This is a genomic window from Pseudomonas sp. TE36184, from assembly GCF_054060055.1.
Genome location: NZ_JBSSCU010000001.1, coordinates 4,390,645 through 4,407,825 on the forward strand (window position 1 = coordinate 4,390,645; position 17,181 = coordinate 4,407,825).

Genomic DNA, 17,181 nt, shown 5'->3' on the forward strand with positions numbered 1-17,181 from the left:
AGCTAGACCGTAGGTCGTCAGGGTGGGTGCAAAAGGGATGCAACTTGACTGCAGAAAGGAGGCAAGTAGGATGCAAAAAGAGTGCAATCAGGGTGCAAAAACACCGGCGCAAGGCCGGTGCCATATCAACTCAGACCCCTTAAAATTTATAATGGAACTCACCTGTCTTTTTCATCTGTCAGCTTTTGTTAAATTAGAGTAACAACCAAACTTGGGAAGTTTTTCATAATTTCGAGACGGCTCGAAACTTGATCTGGCCTCTTCAACCTCATGAGGATTAAATTTTTCTCGCCTAATAACAAGGCCGCCTTCCTCATTGAAAATATAGGACTCCCCACCTATGACCTCGTCTCCATCCCCTTCAAACTCACGATGAGTCGCCATAGTCAAAAATAAGTTATCCGAATCTGTTACTTGAAATTGGTAGGTCAGGTACTCACGACATTTTTTATCTAAAAAACCGACACCAACCATTCCTTTATCTATGGAGAACTCAACAAAGCAAGATGGCGCAGAGTCCGAGCCAATGAGAGCCGTATATGACTCACCCGAGAGATGCCTAGAATGTGCCAGAGATTCATCCATAGGCTCTATCGCAAACTTCTTCATCCGAAACCAAGTCTTACAATAATAAATAGGCAGCTCCATCAATACACCTTCCCATTAGTATCTCTAATTAAAACCCCTGCTTTATTGGCAGAGTCCAAGATGGCTTTTGGAATCACGCCATTCTGTGGAGGAACCTCCAGAATAACAGTACCTTGCAATTTTTGACCACCCAAAGACCCACTAGATGGAACTTTCGCAATGGTCGCACCAGAAGGGTATTTCGTAATGGCCTCACTTATGTAGCTCTTTGCTGTCGCCTCTGAAACCTCAGAAAGCTGTGTCAATTTACGAGAGACGATTTCGCCTTTTATGGGATTATACGAATCAACACGATAATAGCCATTCCCGTCAGGTCGCTGAATATAAACTTCGTTATTCGGGTAGTTTTTAGACTGTACCTTATTAAACTCATTACCCGCATCAAGCCGTTGCAACCATTCAGGTTTAGACGATGGAGCTACAACATCATCTACCTTTTCTGCAGCACCGCCAGTTGCTTTTGCACCAAGAAAAATTTATGAAATTAAGTGTTACCTAAATAAACGACCCCGTCCGAGAACTCCATAAGCCAAGGCTCAGTTGATGACGAACAAAATGCATTCAAGACGCGGCCGTCAGATAATTTAAAAAATGGATCAATTGGCTGAGCATCAATAAGCCAACCTACCTCAACAATGGATAAGCCTAAAAGCTCAGAAACATGGTCAAGGGCATCGTCATCCCAACAAGCGAACAGCAGCTCCCCCCCCTTAGACACACGCCACGCACTCTCAGTCCGAAAGCTCCAACCCGCCGAAAAAAGCATCAAAGTATCGCCATCCCAAAATACTCTTTCAATTTTCATAGGCAACAAAAGAGCCACAGCCTGCAAGAGTGTATTCATCATTTAGTCCACCTGTTCAATATGCGTACGCTCTCTAATCCACTGCTTCCGTTCAGCCTTCGATAAACCTTGCGGGGGCTGCGGCGGTTTTCCAGTAGTCGGATCAACAGGTCCGCCATTAGCGTTCTCGAATGATGCGCGCTGGGGACTTCGACCATCCGCCTGCATCACCCGAACTCGCGAACCATCAGGCAAGATGTATTGAGTTCCGACCACGTTTCCGCTGGTCGGAGAAACTACTGGTTTTGTTGGGTACCCTGCTGCTTCAAAATCAGCAATCATCTTAGACTGACTTTTAGGAAGATTCACTCCAGAGATGTGACTAATGGACCCCACATTTGCTTTTGCACCCTGCGGTACATCAGGACCCGCAGCTTCACCCTGACTACCCTTCCCTTTCCCTGCTCCAGAGCGCGAGGGTAATGTTACTCCAACTCCAGCCTTGATAGCCTCCGCCCCGAGCTTAACCAACACCCCACCGCCAGCAGAGCTGATATCTGCAGCAATTTTGCTGGAAGCGTCTAGGTTGCTCCCTATCACAAAACCTACAGCAGAAGCAGCACCACCCTGCCCCTGGGACCTAAGCTTACCTACCAGATCGACGAGTTTCTGATCATCGTTCGCCAACGAGATAGCAATACCCCTGCAGCGTTGCGGATCGCGCGCGCAGAGCGCATCCAATTCGTCATTTCTCTGCTGATCAAGGGCCGCATACCGCTCCCTAACCGCCCTTTTCTCTTGTTCCGTACTTTTGCTGTCAACCTCCCGAAGCATCTCCTCGACTTCTTTGTGGTAAAGGTAGTTAAACGTCGTCGCCTTCTGAGCAATCTGAGAGCCTTTCTCTAAATCACCATCAACCGCTGCCGCTGCTAACAACCCAGTCAGTTGTGAAAGCATCAAAGTGATGTCTTTATTGCCTTGGGCGGCCCAAGTTAATTGATTGATGAGCGCTTCATTCAACCCAGCCGCCGCAGCCCCGGTTTTGAAATCACTGCCGGTCGCTTCCGCCAGCAATCCGCCCATCAATGCATGAGCAATGATCTTTTGAGGGCTTCCATTCGGGAACGTGACGTAGTCACCCACCCAATTAAAACCGGTAGCCATCGCAACGTTGCCAGCCTCTCCCAGCAAGGCAGCATTGAAATTGTCGCCGAAACTTCCGCCCTGGATGGCCGTAGAAATCCCGCTAGAGATTACCGCCCGACCTCCAGTGCGCAGGGCGATATCACCCGCTGACGTCCAGGTGAAAATATCTTTGGAGGAGTTAGTAACCGCCAAGGTTGAGCCCGCACTCGGGTTAACACCTTGGACGGTGCTAGTACTTGCACCTGCTTTGTCGGCACCAGCGAACCAATTAGTGTCGGCATACTCCAGAGCACCCGCCGTAAAACCAGCGACCGCCGCGCTTTTAAGGCTGTCGGTACTAACGGTTTCCTTCAAAGCCCTGCCGAGGTTGCCTTTGTTGTTAATGGTGCTGGTAACACCCGTAGTAGAGAAGCTCGTAGCGACCGCCAGTTGCCAGCCACCTAGACCAAAACCAGCCGGGCCCATAATCGCCGCCATCATGATCGCAATCGCAATCTTGGCACCGGCACCCAGCCCCGAGTTGTCGTACTTGAAGCTCTCGTGAATCTCCTTCACCTGGCGCCAATCAATGTCGCCACGTGCCTCAGCTTGCTTCAGCCAAGCCAGATTGGGATCAGCCTTTACCATCGCATCAACGGTCTGGCTTATGGTCTGCTGATCAACCTGTTTGACATCGATGCGAATGCCTTCGGCGGCCTTGATAACAAGCTGCCCTTGAGCAACCAGCTCGCTCTGACGCAGGGTTTCATCGGTATTGCCTTTACCTTTGGCGCTGAACCAGGAGAGGTCGCTTTTGCTCTTGGTGTGGCTCTCATCGTGCAGGTCCTTGACTCCTTCAAAGACGATCGCACCGCTGCTATCGAGAATGATGTCCTTACCGCTGTTGAGCTTGGCGACTTGGTACAACTGGTCGCCACCACTTTTCAGAGTGAGGTTTCCGCCCGCCTTGATCTCGGTGCCTACTTGAGTCGTGCGGGTTACTTCGTCCATCTGCGCCTTTTTAGCGCCCCAGCTTCCCTTCTCCTTCATGTCATACAAGGTATGCGTACTGTTCTCAGCCGCCAGCAGATTCATCTGCTCCCCGCTGTACAAATACGCTTCATTCCCCGCACTGATCTTGCTCGCCACCAGCGTCGTATCACGCCCGGCCTGACTTCTGAAATCCCCACCCGCGGTCAACACACTGGCCACTTGGGTGGTCTGCTCATCCGTCGTCTTGATGCGTTTTTTGCCGTGTTTTTCCTTACCTTCAACACTGTGCACATCGCTGACCGACACCACGTTGAAATCGCGCCCGACGTCGACATTGATGTCTTTGCCAGCGGTGGCCGTGCTACCGATGATGTTTACATCCTGCCCAGCCTTCATATTCAGATTGCCCCCCGCCGTAACGCTGGCGGCGAGGTTTTTCACGTCGGTGGTGATGCTGGATTTGTGCCCGCCGTCGCTGAATTCGTGCTTCACGCGGGTATCGCTGACGGGCAGCAGGCTGAGGTCGCGGCCAGCGGTGAGGGTGACGTCGTTGCCGCCTGCAAGCGCACCGCGATTGATGAGGTCACGACCGGCCTCCATCACCAGGTTGTCGCGGGCGCTGATGGTGCTAGTGCCGTTGTCGGTGAGGGTACGCATGCCCGCGCCATCGCGCACTTGAATCGCGGTGGTGTCGTTGGTGATGTCGCCTTTGAGGGCGGCGAGGTTGACTTGGGGACCGCGAATTTCACCGGCCATGGCGTTGCGGATGCTGTCCTGGGCCAGCAAGGTCAGGTTGTTGCCCGCTTCGATCAGGCCGCCGTTGTAGAGACTGCCGCCGGCGGCGGCGGAGAGGTTGTTGCTGGCGCGCAGGGTGCCGACGTTGAGCAGGTCGCCGCCAGTGACCAGGTTGAGGTCGCGGCCCTGGATCAGGCTGCTGCCGCGTACATTGCGTGACTCGGCCTGGGCCAGGTAGAGCACCGGCACGAGGACGCTCTGGCCGTCGATCACGCGATTTTCCATCCACACGATGTCGTGGGTCAGTGCGCCGACTTGCTGGCTAGTGAGGGACACGCCGAGGCTCAGGCGCAGGGCGTCTTTGCTGGCCAGCGCGTTGTCCATCAGGTAGCGGAATTGGTCCGCGTCGCTGCTCAAGGCACTGGTGAGGAAGCGTTGGCCGGTTTGCGCGAGCACGGCGTCGCGGATCAGGCGGGTTTCGTATTGGCCATCCCCGAGACGGCGCCAGGCGGTGTCGGCGCTGAAGCCGAGTTTGTCGAGCATATAGTCGGAGCTGAAGAAGCCCGAGAGGCTGGCAAACTGGGGGTTGGTTTCGATCAGGTAGTGGCTGGTAGGGTCGGCGTTTTTGACGAACAGGCCGTACTCGCCCTTGGGCAGTTTGAAATACGGCGAGGTGGTCGGGTCGACTGGGGTGAACGCCGAGCCAGGGGCACTGGCCTGCTGGCTGAGGCTGATGTTAATGCCGCCGACGGGGATGCCAGTCTGGTCGTTGTCGAGGGTGCCGGTCAGTTGCGCTTTCTGGTTTTCCAGCAGCGTGCCGTTTTGCACGGTGTTGACGACTTTGGACAGGTCGACGGTGCCACCGGCTTGCAGGGTGGCGTTGTAGACAAGCGCATCTTTTACGGTCCAGGTGGTGACGTTACTCGCCTCGGCAAAACGCCAGTCACTGGAGCGCGCCTTGAGCGCTTCAAACGTCGCCAGGTCGAAGTGACCGGCAGCAACGGCGGCGTTGAACGCGGGGACTTCGACGTACTCAACGTGGTCCCAGTAATGTTTGTCAATTCTTCGCGGAGTGCCGATAACGATGCTGTTCTGCCCAGTGCGGGTGCCCGCGCCTTGGTTGAGCAGGTTATTCGCGACGATGCCGAGGTTGCCGTTGGCGGCCAGCAGGCTGTAACGGTTCTGGACGTTGTCGCCCTGGATCAGCATGTCTTTGCCAGCGACCAGGCGCGCGGGCGCCGAGTCCTTGAGCGCGGATTCGAGGAAGGTCTGGTTGATGCGTATCTCGCCGCGCTTGTACGAGTAGTCCCCGTCGCAGTGCTGGCCACATTGCCAGTACACACTCCCGGTGGTCACGGTCCGTCCCAGCTCGAACACGGCCTTGGCGTTTTCCACGAATGCGGCGTTGATGCCGATAGAGCCTTCGGCTTCAACCGTGCCCGACAGGTTGCTGAACACTGCCGCCTGACCACCATCACGCGCGGCAAACGTCAGGTTGCCCTGGGTGTAAACGTCGCCATAAACGTTGCTGAAGCCGTTGCCGCGCAAGGTCAGGTCGGCACCGCTGAATAGCAGCGAATCCGCTCCATTGGTGATGCCGTTGACGGCGCTGAGGTTCACTGCACCCTGTGCACCGAGGGTGCCACGGTTGTTGATTTGCAGCGCGGCGATATCCAGTTGCTGACGTGCGGTGAGGTAGCCGAGGTTGTCGAGGGTGCCGCGCAGGTTCAGTTGGGTGGTGTTGCCCGCCAGGCGCCCACCGTTCTGGCTGAGGCTATTGGCCTGCACGCTGAGTTTTTGCAGGGCCGACACGCGGCCGCTGTTGGTCATGTCGCCGCTGAGGGTGATGCTCAGGTCGCCGTCGCTGAGCAGTTCGCCGCCGTTGTCGAGGCTGGCCACGTCAAGCACCAGGCCTTTTGCGCTGGCCATGCGGTCGCCGGCTTTGAGGGTCAGGTTCTGGGTGCTTGTGTAAGTGAGGCGTTCATTGAGTTGCACACGCCCGAGGCCATCGACAGTACCGAAGGACCAGTCGGCGGTGCCCAGGCCATTGATGTCGCCTTGGCTGCCGCTGAGGCTGGCGGTTTTGACGCGGAACAGGCCGCTGCCGGCGTGCTGCAATTGACCGGCTTGGTTGTTCAAGTGCCCGGCGTCGAGGCTGAAGGCCTGGCTACCAAACTCAAGAATGCCCTTTTGGTTGCTCACCTGCCCGCTGAAGTCGAGGCTGCTGCTGGTGCCAGCCAGGCTGCGTACTTGCCCGCCTGCGCTGTTGTCGAGATTGCCGCCGCCGAGGGTCAGACCCTGGCTGGCTTCGATCAGGCCGCCACGGTTGGTGAGCGTGTCGCGAGCCGTCAGGTCCAGTCGGTTGCCGCTGATCTGGCCATTGGCGCTGTTATCAAGGGTGGCACCGTCGAAGGTTAACAATTCTTTGCCGAACAGTTTGCCGCCACGGTTGGTCAGGGCTTTAACAGTCAGCTTCAGGTTGCCGAGTTGGCTGGCCAGTGTGCCGTTGCTGTTGTCGAGCGTGTCGGCTGTCACTGTCACGGTGTTGGCGACGAGCAGGCCGCTCTGGTTATTGACGCGGCCCGCGTTGACCGTCAAGTCGCTAGCAATGATCTTGCCTTCGCTGTTGTTCAGCGCGGCACTGCTCAGCACCAGGCTGCCACCGGCCATTTCGATACGGCCCTGACGGTTGTCCAGGGACGCGCTGTCGAGGGTCGCCGCCTGGCCTTCACCGAAGCGGAGCAAACCGCCCAGGTTGACGATGGCCGGCGCATTGATCGCCAGGCTTTTTACGCCATACACCCGTGCCACTTCGCCCTGGTTGACCAACTTGGCCGCATCGATGCTGACGGTTTTACCCTGAATGACGCCGTCCTGATTGGTCAGCGTTTGCGCGGCAGTGATCGCTAATGTGCGGCTGGCCAGCAGGTTGCCGGTGGTGTTGACAGTTTGCGCGTTGACCACCAGGTCGCCGGTGGCATTGCGGCTGTTGTCGGGGGCGACGCCAGCTTCGATGATGCCGGGGTTGGTCACTGTCGTCGCATTGATTTCGATACGCTGACCGGCCGCCACACTCTTCTGGTTGACCAACGCCTGGGCGCTGGTCACTTGCACATTGCCGGTGGCGTAGACCCTATCGGTAAGGTCGATATTCTGCGCGTTGACCGTGACGTTACCGGTGGCCGCTGCCTGCGCCATGCTCAAATGGCCATTGGCATCAAGCTGAATATCCCCACCACTCGCCGCCAACGTACCGTCGAGCTTCACACCCACGCCGGCTTCGGTGCCGACCAGTTTGATCGCGCCGGCGTACATGCCGCCCAAGGCGCTGGAGTCGATTGCCAGCTCAGGCTTGGCACTGCCGTCATCTGCGCGTGCGGTGGCGTTCAACGTTTGTGCATCCACGTCATTGCGACCGGCAATCACGGTGAGTTGGCGCGCGTTGATCTGCGCGTTGATCTTGGCCGAGCGGGTGATGATTTCGAAGCGGTCGACGTTGCTCGCGTTCAGGCCCTGACCGTCGATGGTCACCGCGCCGCCGTCGACCTGGTAGCTTTTCAGTTGACCGGTCGGATCGATGACGGGTTTGCCGGTGGTCAGGGTGGCGTTGGGGGTGTTGATGAAGCCGCAGCCGTTGCAACTGATGCCGTAGGGGTTGGCGACGATGACTTTGGCCGACTGACCCGCTACTTCGGTGTAGCCGCGCAACTGGCTGGGGTTGCCGCCGTTGACTTCGTTGAGGATGACGCTGGCCGCGCCGCCCTTGAGGTTGGGGTTGCCGACGATGTAGCCGCCCAGCTGGGTGTTGGTCACCGCGCCGCTGGCGTTGTTGAGGATCACGCCGTTGGGGCCGACGTTGTAGTCCTTGAACTGGTTGTGCGACAGGCCACTGCCGTTCGGTGTGGCGATGTTCACCACCGGCACGCCATTGCCCGCGGCGCCGACGGTGGTGCCGGGCGCGCTGACCACGATGCCCTCGGCCTGGGCCAGCAGCGGCTGCCAGAACAGCGCGTTGGCGAGGATCAACGCCAGCCCGCGCTTGGGCAGGCCGAAGAACGCGTCGCGCGGCTTCAGGGCGGCAGAAGGTTGGCGGGCCAGGAAGGCAAATTGGCGAACATCCATTTTCAAATTCTCGATGTAACGGGGCGTTGAATTACAGGAAGAAATCCATGCGGAAGTAGATCGGCGCTTCGCGCTCGCTCATCACTGCCGGGCGTTCCAAAGAATGGGCAAACGTCACGCTGGTGCTGACGTGTTTGCCCCGGGCGAACAGCTCCAGGGAGTTGCTCGAGACCCGACCGTGTACGTCGTCGTTGTAGCGACCGTGGCTGATCACTCCTTGGTCGTAGCCGACGCTGGCGCCGTATTCGGCAAAGGCCGGGCGCAGCCAATCGAGCGTCACCGGGCGCGCCCAGCGCACGTCGTTGCGCCAGTAGCCGCCGCTGTCGCCGCTCAGTTGCTGGTCTTTGAAGCCGCGCACCGAGGCCGAGCCGCCGAGGCTGATGCGCTGTGGACTGAACAGGATGTCTTCACTGCGTTGGCCGATGGCCAGGCTGGAAAAACTGAACGACTCGCCCCACAGCGTGAACGGCTGCAGGAAGCTGGCGGTGGCGGTGTATTTGCGATAGCGCGCGTTGGGCTGCCGATTGCCAGCGTCATCACGCTCGTCCTGGGCCTGGGCATCGAGCAAGCCGATGCCGTTCTGCATGCCCAGGTCAACGTTGACGAACCCGCTGCCGATGCGGCGCCCGTGGTTGAAGCCCAGTTGCAATTCGCTGAGGCGGTTGCTGCTCGAGGCGGTACGGGTATCGAGGATGTAGTTGTTGGTGCGCAGGTGCGCCACGCCGACGTTCAGCGATGTCTTGCTCACATCGTCACGATGGACCACCCGCTCGGCGCGCAACTGGTGATTCTGGTTGTCGCCGTTCTGCTTGAATTTGTAGTCGTTGGTCACGCCAAAGGTGCGGTAGTCGCTCTCGTTGTAGGTGTAACTGAAGTTCCACCAGCCCCACGGCACGTTGTAGTAGAGCATGCTGTTTTTCGAGGTTTTCTGGTGGTCGCTGACAGCATCGTGGCCGCCACGCAGCACCAGTTGGTCGGCCAGGCCGAGCGGGCTGTCCCACTCCAGGCCGGCGCCCCATTGCTGTTCGCCGGTGCTTTTCTGCCCATCGTTGTTGCGCGACAGGCTGGCGCGCCAGGGCTTTTGCGGGGTGTTCTTGACCACGACGTCACTGCCGCCTACCTGGGTGCCGGGGGTCAGTTCCATTTGCGCCTGCTTGGAGGGCAGGCGGTTGAGCTGGTCCACCAGTTGCTCGACTTCGCGCAGGTTGAGCGCCTCGCCGACCTTGCCGGGAAAGGCCATGGCCAGCTCGCGATCAGTCACGCTGCTGCCTTGGGCGCCTTTGAGTCCTTCGAGTTTGCCTTCAACCACCAGCACCTGGAGGTGGCCGCTGGAAAGGTCTTGTTGCGGCAAGTAGGCGCGGCTGGTGACCCGGCCTTTGTCGATGTAGTAATCGGTGATGACCTTGAGCAGTTCATTGAGCTGCGACACGCCCAGGCACTGGCCGACATAGGGTTTGAGCAGGCGCTCGCGGTCGGTGGCGGGCAGGCTGTCGGCGCCTTTGAGCGTGATGTCCCGGATCGGGAAGCAACGGCTGTCGGCGGGCGTGGCCGGGGCCTGGGGCTTGGCTTCTTTGCCGGGCAGGTCCTTGAGCTCGTCGAGGCGCCGGCGCTGCTCGTCGAGCAGGCGGTTCTGGCGGTCGCGGATCAGGTCCTGATCGCCCGGCGTGGGGGCGGCCGTGGCGCTGTTCAGGCTTAACCAGGCGAGCAGCAAAGTACACAGAAGATACCGAGTCCGTGGCAATAACAAAGACATGTTCGATCCGTCGAAAATCAAGGCGCGGCAAACTAACATCGAACTTCGGCTGACCCAAGGGACTGGATTAGTTGCACGAAAGTTCTAGATAGTTCTGCAACACACTGATTTATAACCATAAAAATAATCAAAACAGATAAGCAAGCGCTCACCGGAAATATTATTCCGACAAACGGCAACTATTTTGATGTTGATTCAGCGAATAACTTATTAATTGCCACTACTTGGCCATCAAGTTATTGCCGAGTTAGGTTAGTACCGGGAAAGACGGAAAAGTTCGCAGGAGTTTTGTGAACCAGGGCTCATTTATCGAGATTGCAGGGCAAACCGATTGGCGACGAGCGGCAAACCTGATGCTGCAGAACCGCTGGAGGCGCTGTAGAGCCTCGCCGGGGCTCCACAGCGACCACAAAGAGCGGCGTGGTTTGGCCTTCAGCCGATGTCCTTGCCTTTTTCCTGGCCGGGCACCAGGGTCAGCGGCGGGCGTTCCACGTCGCGGGAGACATGCGACTTCACGTCCTCGACGCCGCCGTGCTCGTCGTTGTGGATGACCAGCACACCCGGCCTGCGCAGTTGCTCCAGGGCCCCCTCCTCCAGCTTAAAACTTTCACTGAGGTGCTTGTCGCTGAGCCCGTTGACCTCGGCGCGGCGCTGGGCGAACTTGCGTCCCTTGCGTTGCTGGTAACGCGCCCAACTGATCAGGATCACAGCGTTGAACAGGGCGATCCACAGGTAGATCTGCAGGGTGTTGAGCGCCGCGAAAATCGGCGCTTCCAGGCGTGGGCCGCCATGGCTGTCAAGCATCGACGTAATGCCGCGCATCAGCAGCCAAATCAACCCGCCCCAGGCCAGCAGGGTCAAGAGCACATCGATGCCCCACATCACCGGGTGTTGACGAGTTCGGACCAGTTTCATGATCACACGTCCTCATTGGCAGGTTTGATACCGCGATCCGGGCTGACCCAGCGTGCGCGCTTCTGATGCTGTTTGAACAACACCTTGGGAAAACTAACCAGCGTGGTGAACAAGCTGATCAGCCAGAACACCATCGGGTACCACACGGTCCAGAACAGGGTTTTCCACAGGTCTTTTTCGTAGCGCCGGTCGATCAGGATGCTCACGGCAAACTGCACCAGGCACACCATCGCCAGCACCAGCCCGGTAAACGCCGGCGGCACCAGGGAGTCCACCGCAATCGCTTGGGGCAAGACCATGAATTTGCCCACCCCCCAGAAGATCACCGACAACAGGAAGGTGAAGGCCCAGCCGGTGGACAGGCAGTATTCGAACAGCAACGGCCACAGGTAGCGATGCCGCCATTGCCAGATGCCTCGGATGTTCTTGAACAGCACTTCGGCGCCACCCTGGGCCCAGCGCAGGCGCTGTTTCCACAGGCCACCGACGGTTTCGGGCATGAGAATCCAGCACAGGCCGCGCGGCTCGTAGAAGATGCTCCAGTGATCGAGTTGCAGCTTCCAACTGACATCGATGTCTTCGGTGATCATGTCGGTGCTCCAGTAGTCGACGCGGTCGAGCGCCTTTTTACGGAACGCCACCACCACACCGGACACCGTGAAGATCCGCCCGAACACGCGTTGGGTGCGCTTGATCAAGCCGATGATCGAGGAGAACTCGCCGACCTGCACGCGGCCGATCAAGGTCGAGCGCGTGCGGATGCGTGGGTTGCCGGTCACGGCGCCCAGGCGCGGGTTGTCGAGCATCGGCGCCACCAGGTAGGCCGCCGCGTTTTTGTCGAGCAGCGCATCGCCGTCGATGCACACCAGGTACTCGCTGCGCGCCGCCACGGCGCCCATGCGCAAGGCCACGGCCTTGCCCTGGTTCTGCGCCAGGTGCAGCACCCGCAGGCGCGGATGCTCCAAGGCCAAGGCATCGAGCACCGCTGCCGTGTTGTCCTTGGAGCCATCGTTGACGGCGATCACTTCAATGTTCGGGTACACCTGGCCCAGCGCCGCATGAATGGTCTCGGCGGCGTTATCGCCTTCGTTGTAGCAAGGGATGATGATCGAGATCAGCGGGTTGCCGGCCAGGGTCGGCGCCGGCGTGTCTTCTTCCCACGGCCAGTGGCGCTCCCAGTGCAGCCAGAAGTACAGGCCGCCGGCGATCCACAGCGCCGACATGAACAGCGGGTAGAAGAACACGAAGTCCATCAGGAATTGCCCGGTGATCAGGAAGATCAAGCCCAGGGGCACGCCCAATACCAACGCCAGTACGAATAAAGCCAGGATTCTATCGAACATGGTCAAGGGTTCCATTGGTTGGAAAGGGCCGGACGCACGGTTTTCAAGTCCGGGGAATTTTCCAGGAAGTTGTCCGGGTAGTAGCCAAAACTCGTGACCCCCTGGCGTTTGAGTACATCCATCCATTCCGCCAGTTGCTCAGCGCTGATATCGGGCGCGGCCTTGGTCCGCCAGTCTTTGGCTTGCAGTTCGAATACGGTACGTTCCAGCGCACCAGGGCGTGCCTTGACCGTGGCGACCAGTTTTTCCAACCAGGCGTTGGAATTCTTGAGTGTCTCGCCTTCCATCAGCGGCATGGCCATCGGCGCAGTCCAGTCATAGGTCTGGAGGAAGTCGTCGAGGTTCTGCGCGAACCACGCTTCGCTCTGCGGGTTGAGCATCGGCTCGGCGAAGATATTGCGTGCGGTCAGGACCTGCGGGCCACGGATAGCACGGAACTTGGCGGTCAACTCGTTGGTGAAGTCGATCAGGTAGCGACTCTTGAAACGGGTCCAGCGTTGCATCACTGCCGGGTCGGCGCGCAGGGCGGCGATGCTGTTCGGCAGGCCGTTGGCGGCGTAGACCTTGAGCGCTGCGGGGCTGGCGTCTTCAAAATCGCTGAGCAGCGCATCATCGTGATACAGCACACCATCGACGGCACTGTTGCTGCCGCTCGCCAGGTCTTGATAAATCTCGCCGATCATCTGCCGCACCTTCGGATCAAACGGCGACAAGCGCTGGTATTGATCCGGATCGGGGCCGACCTTGCCGGTTTCCGGGTCCCAACGTGTCACGCGCGGCAGTTTGGAATCGAGGGCGTAACTCAGCACCGGCATCCACGCAAACACGCTGGCGCGGGCACGGGTGTGCAACTGCCAGGCGACACGGTTGAACAAGTCGGCACGCATCGGCAGGTGGCGATTGGGGAAGTACAGCGAATGCACCAGGCCGTCGCCCTTGGGGTCGGCGTAGGCTTGCAGGAATACCGTCACGGAGCCCATATCCACCACGCGCTGTACCAACACATCGAGGTTACGCGCCTGTTGCGCCGGGTCGGGGTCGTAGACATGGTCCAAGTCCACATGCAGCACGCGCAGTGGGGCCTTGGCCTGCACTGAGACCATGCTGCTGGCGAAGTGCTCGCCGTCCGGATCGGAGTCCACCAAAAAGCGCGGGCTGCTCATCAGCTTTTTCGAGTCGTCGAGGCCGTCGTCCAGGGTCAGCGCCATCTCGTAACCGTGTTCACTCACGACCGCGAGCGAGGTGCCGTCGGCTGCACCATAAGGCCATACCCAAACCCGCGGGGCCTTGCCGGTAACCGCACGGATCTTGTCTGATATCGCGACCACATCAGCACGCATCCGCTCCCGGAACTGCGCCTCGGTTTCGTAGCGATTGGTCGCTGGATCAAAGCGCCGCGTGGTGGCAGCCGGCTCCAGGTTGCCCTGGGGGTTAGCCAGGATGCCCTTGTGACTGGCGTCGGTGTGCGCGGCGATTTCCACCAGGCCGGATCGGGACACTTCCCGGATCTGCTGCCAGGTCAGGAAGTCTCCGCGTGGCCGTGGCGTCCCCGCGAAGTCCACCGGCTGAGTCAACGGCGTATCGATCCAGGTGCCCACCGGCGCCAGCAATGCCGGCCAGTTGTAAGCGCGCAGAATCGGCATCACGCGGGTGTAGAAACTGGAATAACCGTCGTCGAAACTGAGCATGACGGCTTTGGGCGGCAGCGGCGGCCCACCCCGGCGGGCGGCGAGGACTTGGTCCACGCTGACCGCCTGATAACCGTTCTCCCGCAGCCAGGCCAACTGCTCGATCAAACGCTCGGTGCGTACCGCCACCACCGCCTGGTCGGGGTCGGAATCATTGACGTCGTGGTAGGCGATGCCCAGGAAATGGTTTTTCGGCCACGGCGCTTCGTTGGCCAGTATCTGGCGCTCGGCGGGTGGAGTGAATGGCGCGGGTTGCTGGGCGCAGGCGGCGGCCAGCAATACACCCAGGACCAACAAGCAACGGCTGAGGAGGGTCATGGTCAGGCTCTTCTAGAAACGGTAAGTGAGGTCGACGAGCAGGCGCAGATCGCGTTCGCGATCACCGTCGTAAGTTCGGCTGACCAGGCTCAGGTTGGCGCCGGCTTCCAGCACGTCGTTCCAGCGAAAGCGTTGGCCGTAGCCGATCAAGCCGACACCGCCCGTGGAGTAATCCTGCTGACGGTAAGCCCCCGCACCGAGCTGGAACTGCTGACTCCACTGGGTCTCGTAGCGGTGATAGAGCACATGGTTGACGGTGACGGTGGGCATCACGCCGACGTCCGACTTCGGGTTGAAGTACAGCGTGTCTTCTTTGCTGTTACGGCTGGCACTGACTTCCAGGCCCAACTCCACTTGCACCTTGGGCGAGCTGTAGACGCCTTCACGGCCGGTGAGCATGGCTTCGAGGCGGTCATTGCCGTCGCTGAAATGGGACGGGCTCACGGCGAGTTTCCACTCGCGGCTTTCATTGGCACGCCAGCGGATGAACCCGCTGCCGCCGTTGGCCGTGACGTCGGTATTGAGCGCCCGCAACGGCGTGGTCGCCGCGAGGTAGTCGAGGCTGCCGCCGTATTGCCAGTGGTCGTTGATGTCGCGGGCAATCGATACGCGCGCGCCTTGCTTGGAGCCAAAGCCGTAGGAGTGGTTGGAGACCTCGGCTTCAAGGGTCATGTCACGGGTACGCCGTTCCACGCCCACGCGCTGCCAACGGTGATGGCCAGTGCCTTCGGTAAAGTCGGCGGTGGCGTAACCGGCGCCGGCGAACAAGCGCCAGTCTTCGTCGATGGGCGGGGTATAGATCACGCTTTCAATGCCCCAGTCACGGCTACCCGTTATCGCGCCGGATTCTGCGTCATTGCTGCCACCGTAGCTTTTACCGGTGTAGGCCTCCACGCGCACTTCGGCCATGTCGTGTACATCGCGCAGGCGACTGAGGCGCTGTACCTGACGGTTTTCCGGGGCGCGGGCGACGACGTCGTCGGTGAGCAGGTCGAGTTGGCGCCACTCCTGCAGGTCCAGCGCAGTGAAGCCTTGAGACATCTCCACGCCAACGTCACGCGGGCTTTGGTTTTCCGTTTCCTTGAGTGAGTCTTCAGCGCGTCTTGGCCACTCACGGGCACGGTACATCTCCGCCTGCGCCAAACGCACACCGATGCTGCCTGGGGCTTTATTCCCCAGGTCTTCGAGGTTTTTTTCACTGGCGTTCAGGTCATCGCCGTAGGTTCCGGCCTGAGCCGCCAACTGTTGGGCGTCCATCCACTCGTCGTTAGGGTTGCCGATGGGCAGCCCCTTGAGTTCAACCCTAGGTTTCTCGGTGCTGGCCAGGTTATTGGCGACCGCGCGCGCCTCTGGCACCTGGTCGCTTTCCAACAAGGCGTAGAACAAGGCCGAGCTGTCTTTAACATGATCACCGGGGTCAGCGTCTGCAGCCGTCACCGCCTGGCGATACAGCGGCACAGACTTTTCCGGCTGGCGCTGGTCGAGGTAGGCGGCAGCCACCCAGCGCACGGCGTAGGTCGGCAGTTGCACGCCTTCGGCCTTGAGGATTTCGTATTCGCTGATCACCTCGGCGGTGCGGCCCCGCGCCTTGAGCGCGCCGAGGCGGTCGATGCGCCAGACCACCACGTCGTCTTGGGCGCTGGCGTCCGGGGTCCAGCGGGTGAGCAGTTTGTCGTAGGCTTCGAGCGCGCGGTCAGCGATGACAAAGCGTTCTTTTTCGGTGCGCGTAGCGAACTCGGCCATGCGTACCCGCTCGGCGGCCAGGTCGCCTTCGAGGCGGCGCTGGGTGACGGCGTCCACCAAGCCCGGGCGCTGGGCCGCCAGACGCAACGCCGGCTCCGGCAGTCGGGCCTTTTGCAGGGCGACGATGTATTCGCGGGCCACTTCAGGCTTGTCGCCGGCGCGGATAAACGCTTGGTCGAACTCGAACAGGGCATCGTAGTTCAAGTCGGCGCGAGTCAACGCGTAGCCCAGGGCCATGCGCCGGCTGGGGTCGTCGGGCTTGGCCGCGACCATTGCGCGGGTGCGCTGCACGGCCTCGCTGGCTTGGCCGCCGTCGGCCTGGGTCAACGCCAGGCCGAGTTGCAGGTCGGTATTGTTCGGTTCACGCAGCAACGCCTGGCGATACACCGCCTCGGCCTTGGCCCACTGCTGTTGGTTGCGATAGGTGCGCGCCACCGTGGCGAGCGCCTGGGGCGTGAGGTTGCGATTCTGGCCCTGGGCCTCGTACACCTTCAGTACTTCGGCGTCCTGGCCGGCCCACCCGGCGATCACCAGATGGTCGCTGACCTGGCCCGCTGTCTGCCGTTCGGCAGGCAACTGGCGCAGTTGGGTCAGCGCGGGGGTGAAGTTGCCGTTGCGCGCCTGGATGATCAGGGCGTCATAGGCCGGGTCGGCCACGGCGAAGGTGGGCATCAGCAACTGACTGCACAAGGCGACCCCGATGAGCAGTCGCAACCGGCCTGATGCACTGAGTGGAGGGTTTGGCAACATATCGCGAGCTTCCTTACACACGGAAAGCTGTAACGATAGGTGGTCCTGAGCAATTTGCTGCAGGGTGCCGGCGTCTCGGGACCCGGCCTAGCTTTCCTGTGGGAACTATCCCTCAAGAAAATAGGAAAAAGTCCAATTCAGAACAATTGTTCAGAATTGCCCGACATCCTGAAAAAAATCAATGTGGCGACGGACTTACCGAAGATAACGGGGCTTCAGCCAATCGCCATGGCGACTATTTGACCCGTTTCACCCGCAAACCCG

The 17,181-nt window shown here is 59.7% G+C and carries 9 protein-coding genes; all 9 read right to left on the reverse strand.

Annotation, left to right across the window (positions count from 1 at the left end):
- Positions 1–171: 171 nt before the first annotated feature.
- Complete coding sequence (locus ACVWZP_RS19750; RefSeq protein ID WP_082107815.1) at positions 172–648, reverse strand: lytic transglycosylase; 477 nt, start codon at positions 646–648, stop codon at positions 172–174.
- Complete coding sequence (locus tag ACVWZP_RS19755) at positions 648–1,043, reverse strand: hypothetical protein (RefSeq protein ID WP_126587703.1); 396 nt, start codon at positions 1,041–1,043, stop codon at positions 648–650. The genes ACVWZP_RS19750 and ACVWZP_RS19755 overlap by 1 nt, the downstream gene beginning before the upstream one ends.
- 89 nt (positions 1,044–1,132) lie before the next feature.
- Positions 1,133–1,495, reverse strand: coding sequence for a hypothetical protein (locus tag ACVWZP_RS19760; protein WP_096131191.1), 363 nt, complete (start codon positions 1,493–1,495; stop codon positions 1,133–1,135).
- Positions 1,496–8,407 (reverse strand): two-partner secretion domain-containing protein, encoded by a 6,912-nt coding sequence (locus ACVWZP_RS19765; RefSeq protein WP_457370076.1) that lies wholly within the window; start codon positions 8,405–8,407, stop codon positions 1,496–1,498.
- 31 nt (positions 8,408–8,438) lie between these two features.
- Positions 8,439–10,160: a ShlB/FhaC/HecB family hemolysin secretion/activation protein gene (locus ACVWZP_RS19770; protein ID WP_457370077.1), complete on the reverse strand. Its 1,722-nt coding sequence runs from the start codon at positions 10,158–10,160 to the stop codon at positions 8,439–8,441.
- A gap of 432 nt (positions 10,161–10,592) precedes the next feature.
- Positions 10,593–11,075 (reverse strand): poly-beta-1,6-N-acetyl-D-glucosamine biosynthesis protein PgaD, encoded by a 483-nt coding sequence (pgaD, locus tag ACVWZP_RS19775; RefSeq protein WP_026139837.1) that lies wholly within the window; start codon positions 11,073–11,075, stop codon positions 10,593–10,595.
- Positions 11,076–11,077: 2 nt separating this feature from the next.
- Positions 11,078–12,418 carry a poly-beta-1,6-N-acetyl-D-glucosamine synthase gene (pgaC, locus tag ACVWZP_RS19780; RefSeq protein WP_017845518.1) on the reverse strand — a complete coding sequence of 447 codons (1,341 nt, stop codon included), beginning with the start codon at positions 12,416–12,418 and terminating at the stop codon, positions 11,078–11,080.
- A gap of 2 nt (positions 12,419–12,420) precedes the next feature.
- Positions 12,421–14,424, reverse strand: coding sequence for a poly-beta-1,6-N-acetyl-D-glucosamine N-deacetylase PgaB (gene pgaB, locus ACVWZP_RS19785; RefSeq protein ID WP_017845519.1), 2,004 nt, complete (start codon positions 14,422–14,424; stop codon positions 12,421–12,423).
- 12 nt (positions 14,425–14,436) lie between these two features.
- Positions 14,437–16,917: a poly-beta-1,6 N-acetyl-D-glucosamine export porin PgaA gene (gene pgaA / locus ACVWZP_RS19790; RefSeq protein WP_457370078.1), complete on the reverse strand. Its 2,481-nt coding sequence runs from the start codon at positions 16,915–16,917 to the stop codon at positions 14,437–14,439.
- Positions 16,918–17,181 lie beyond the last annotated feature (264 nt).

Bases quoted from the DNA above. Each gene is read 5' to 3' on its own strand.
- ACVWZP_RS19750 (WP_082107815.1), bottom strand. From the start codon at position 648: ATGGAGCTGCCTATTTATTATTGTAAGACTTGGTTTCGGATGAAGAAG.
- pgaD (WP_026139837.1), bottom strand. From the start codon at position 11,075: ATGAAACTGGTCCGAACTCGTCAACACCCGGTGATGTGGGGCATCGAT.
- pgaA (WP_457370078.1), bottom strand. From the start codon at position 16,917: ATGTTGCCAAACCCTCCACTCAGTGCATCAGGCCGGTTGCGACTGCTC.
- ACVWZP_RS19770 (WP_457370077.1), bottom strand. From the start codon at position 10,160: ATGTCTTTGTTATTGCCACGGACTCGGTATCTTCTGTGTACTTTGCTG.
- ACVWZP_RS19765 (WP_457370076.1), bottom strand. From the start codon at position 8,407: ATGGATGTTCGCCAATTTGCCTTCCTGGCCCGCCAACCTTCTGCCGCC.
- pgaB (WP_017845519.1), bottom strand. From the start codon at position 14,424: ATGACCCTCCTCAGCCGTTGCTTGTTGGTCCTGGGTGTATTGCTGGCC.
- ACVWZP_RS19760 (WP_096131191.1), bottom strand. From the start codon at position 1,495: ATGATGAATACACTCTTGCAGGCTGTGGCTCTTTTGTTGCCTATGAAA.
- pgaC (WP_017845518.1), bottom strand. From the start codon at position 12,418: ATGTTCGATAGAATCCTGGCTTTATTCGTACTGGCGTTGGTATTGGGC.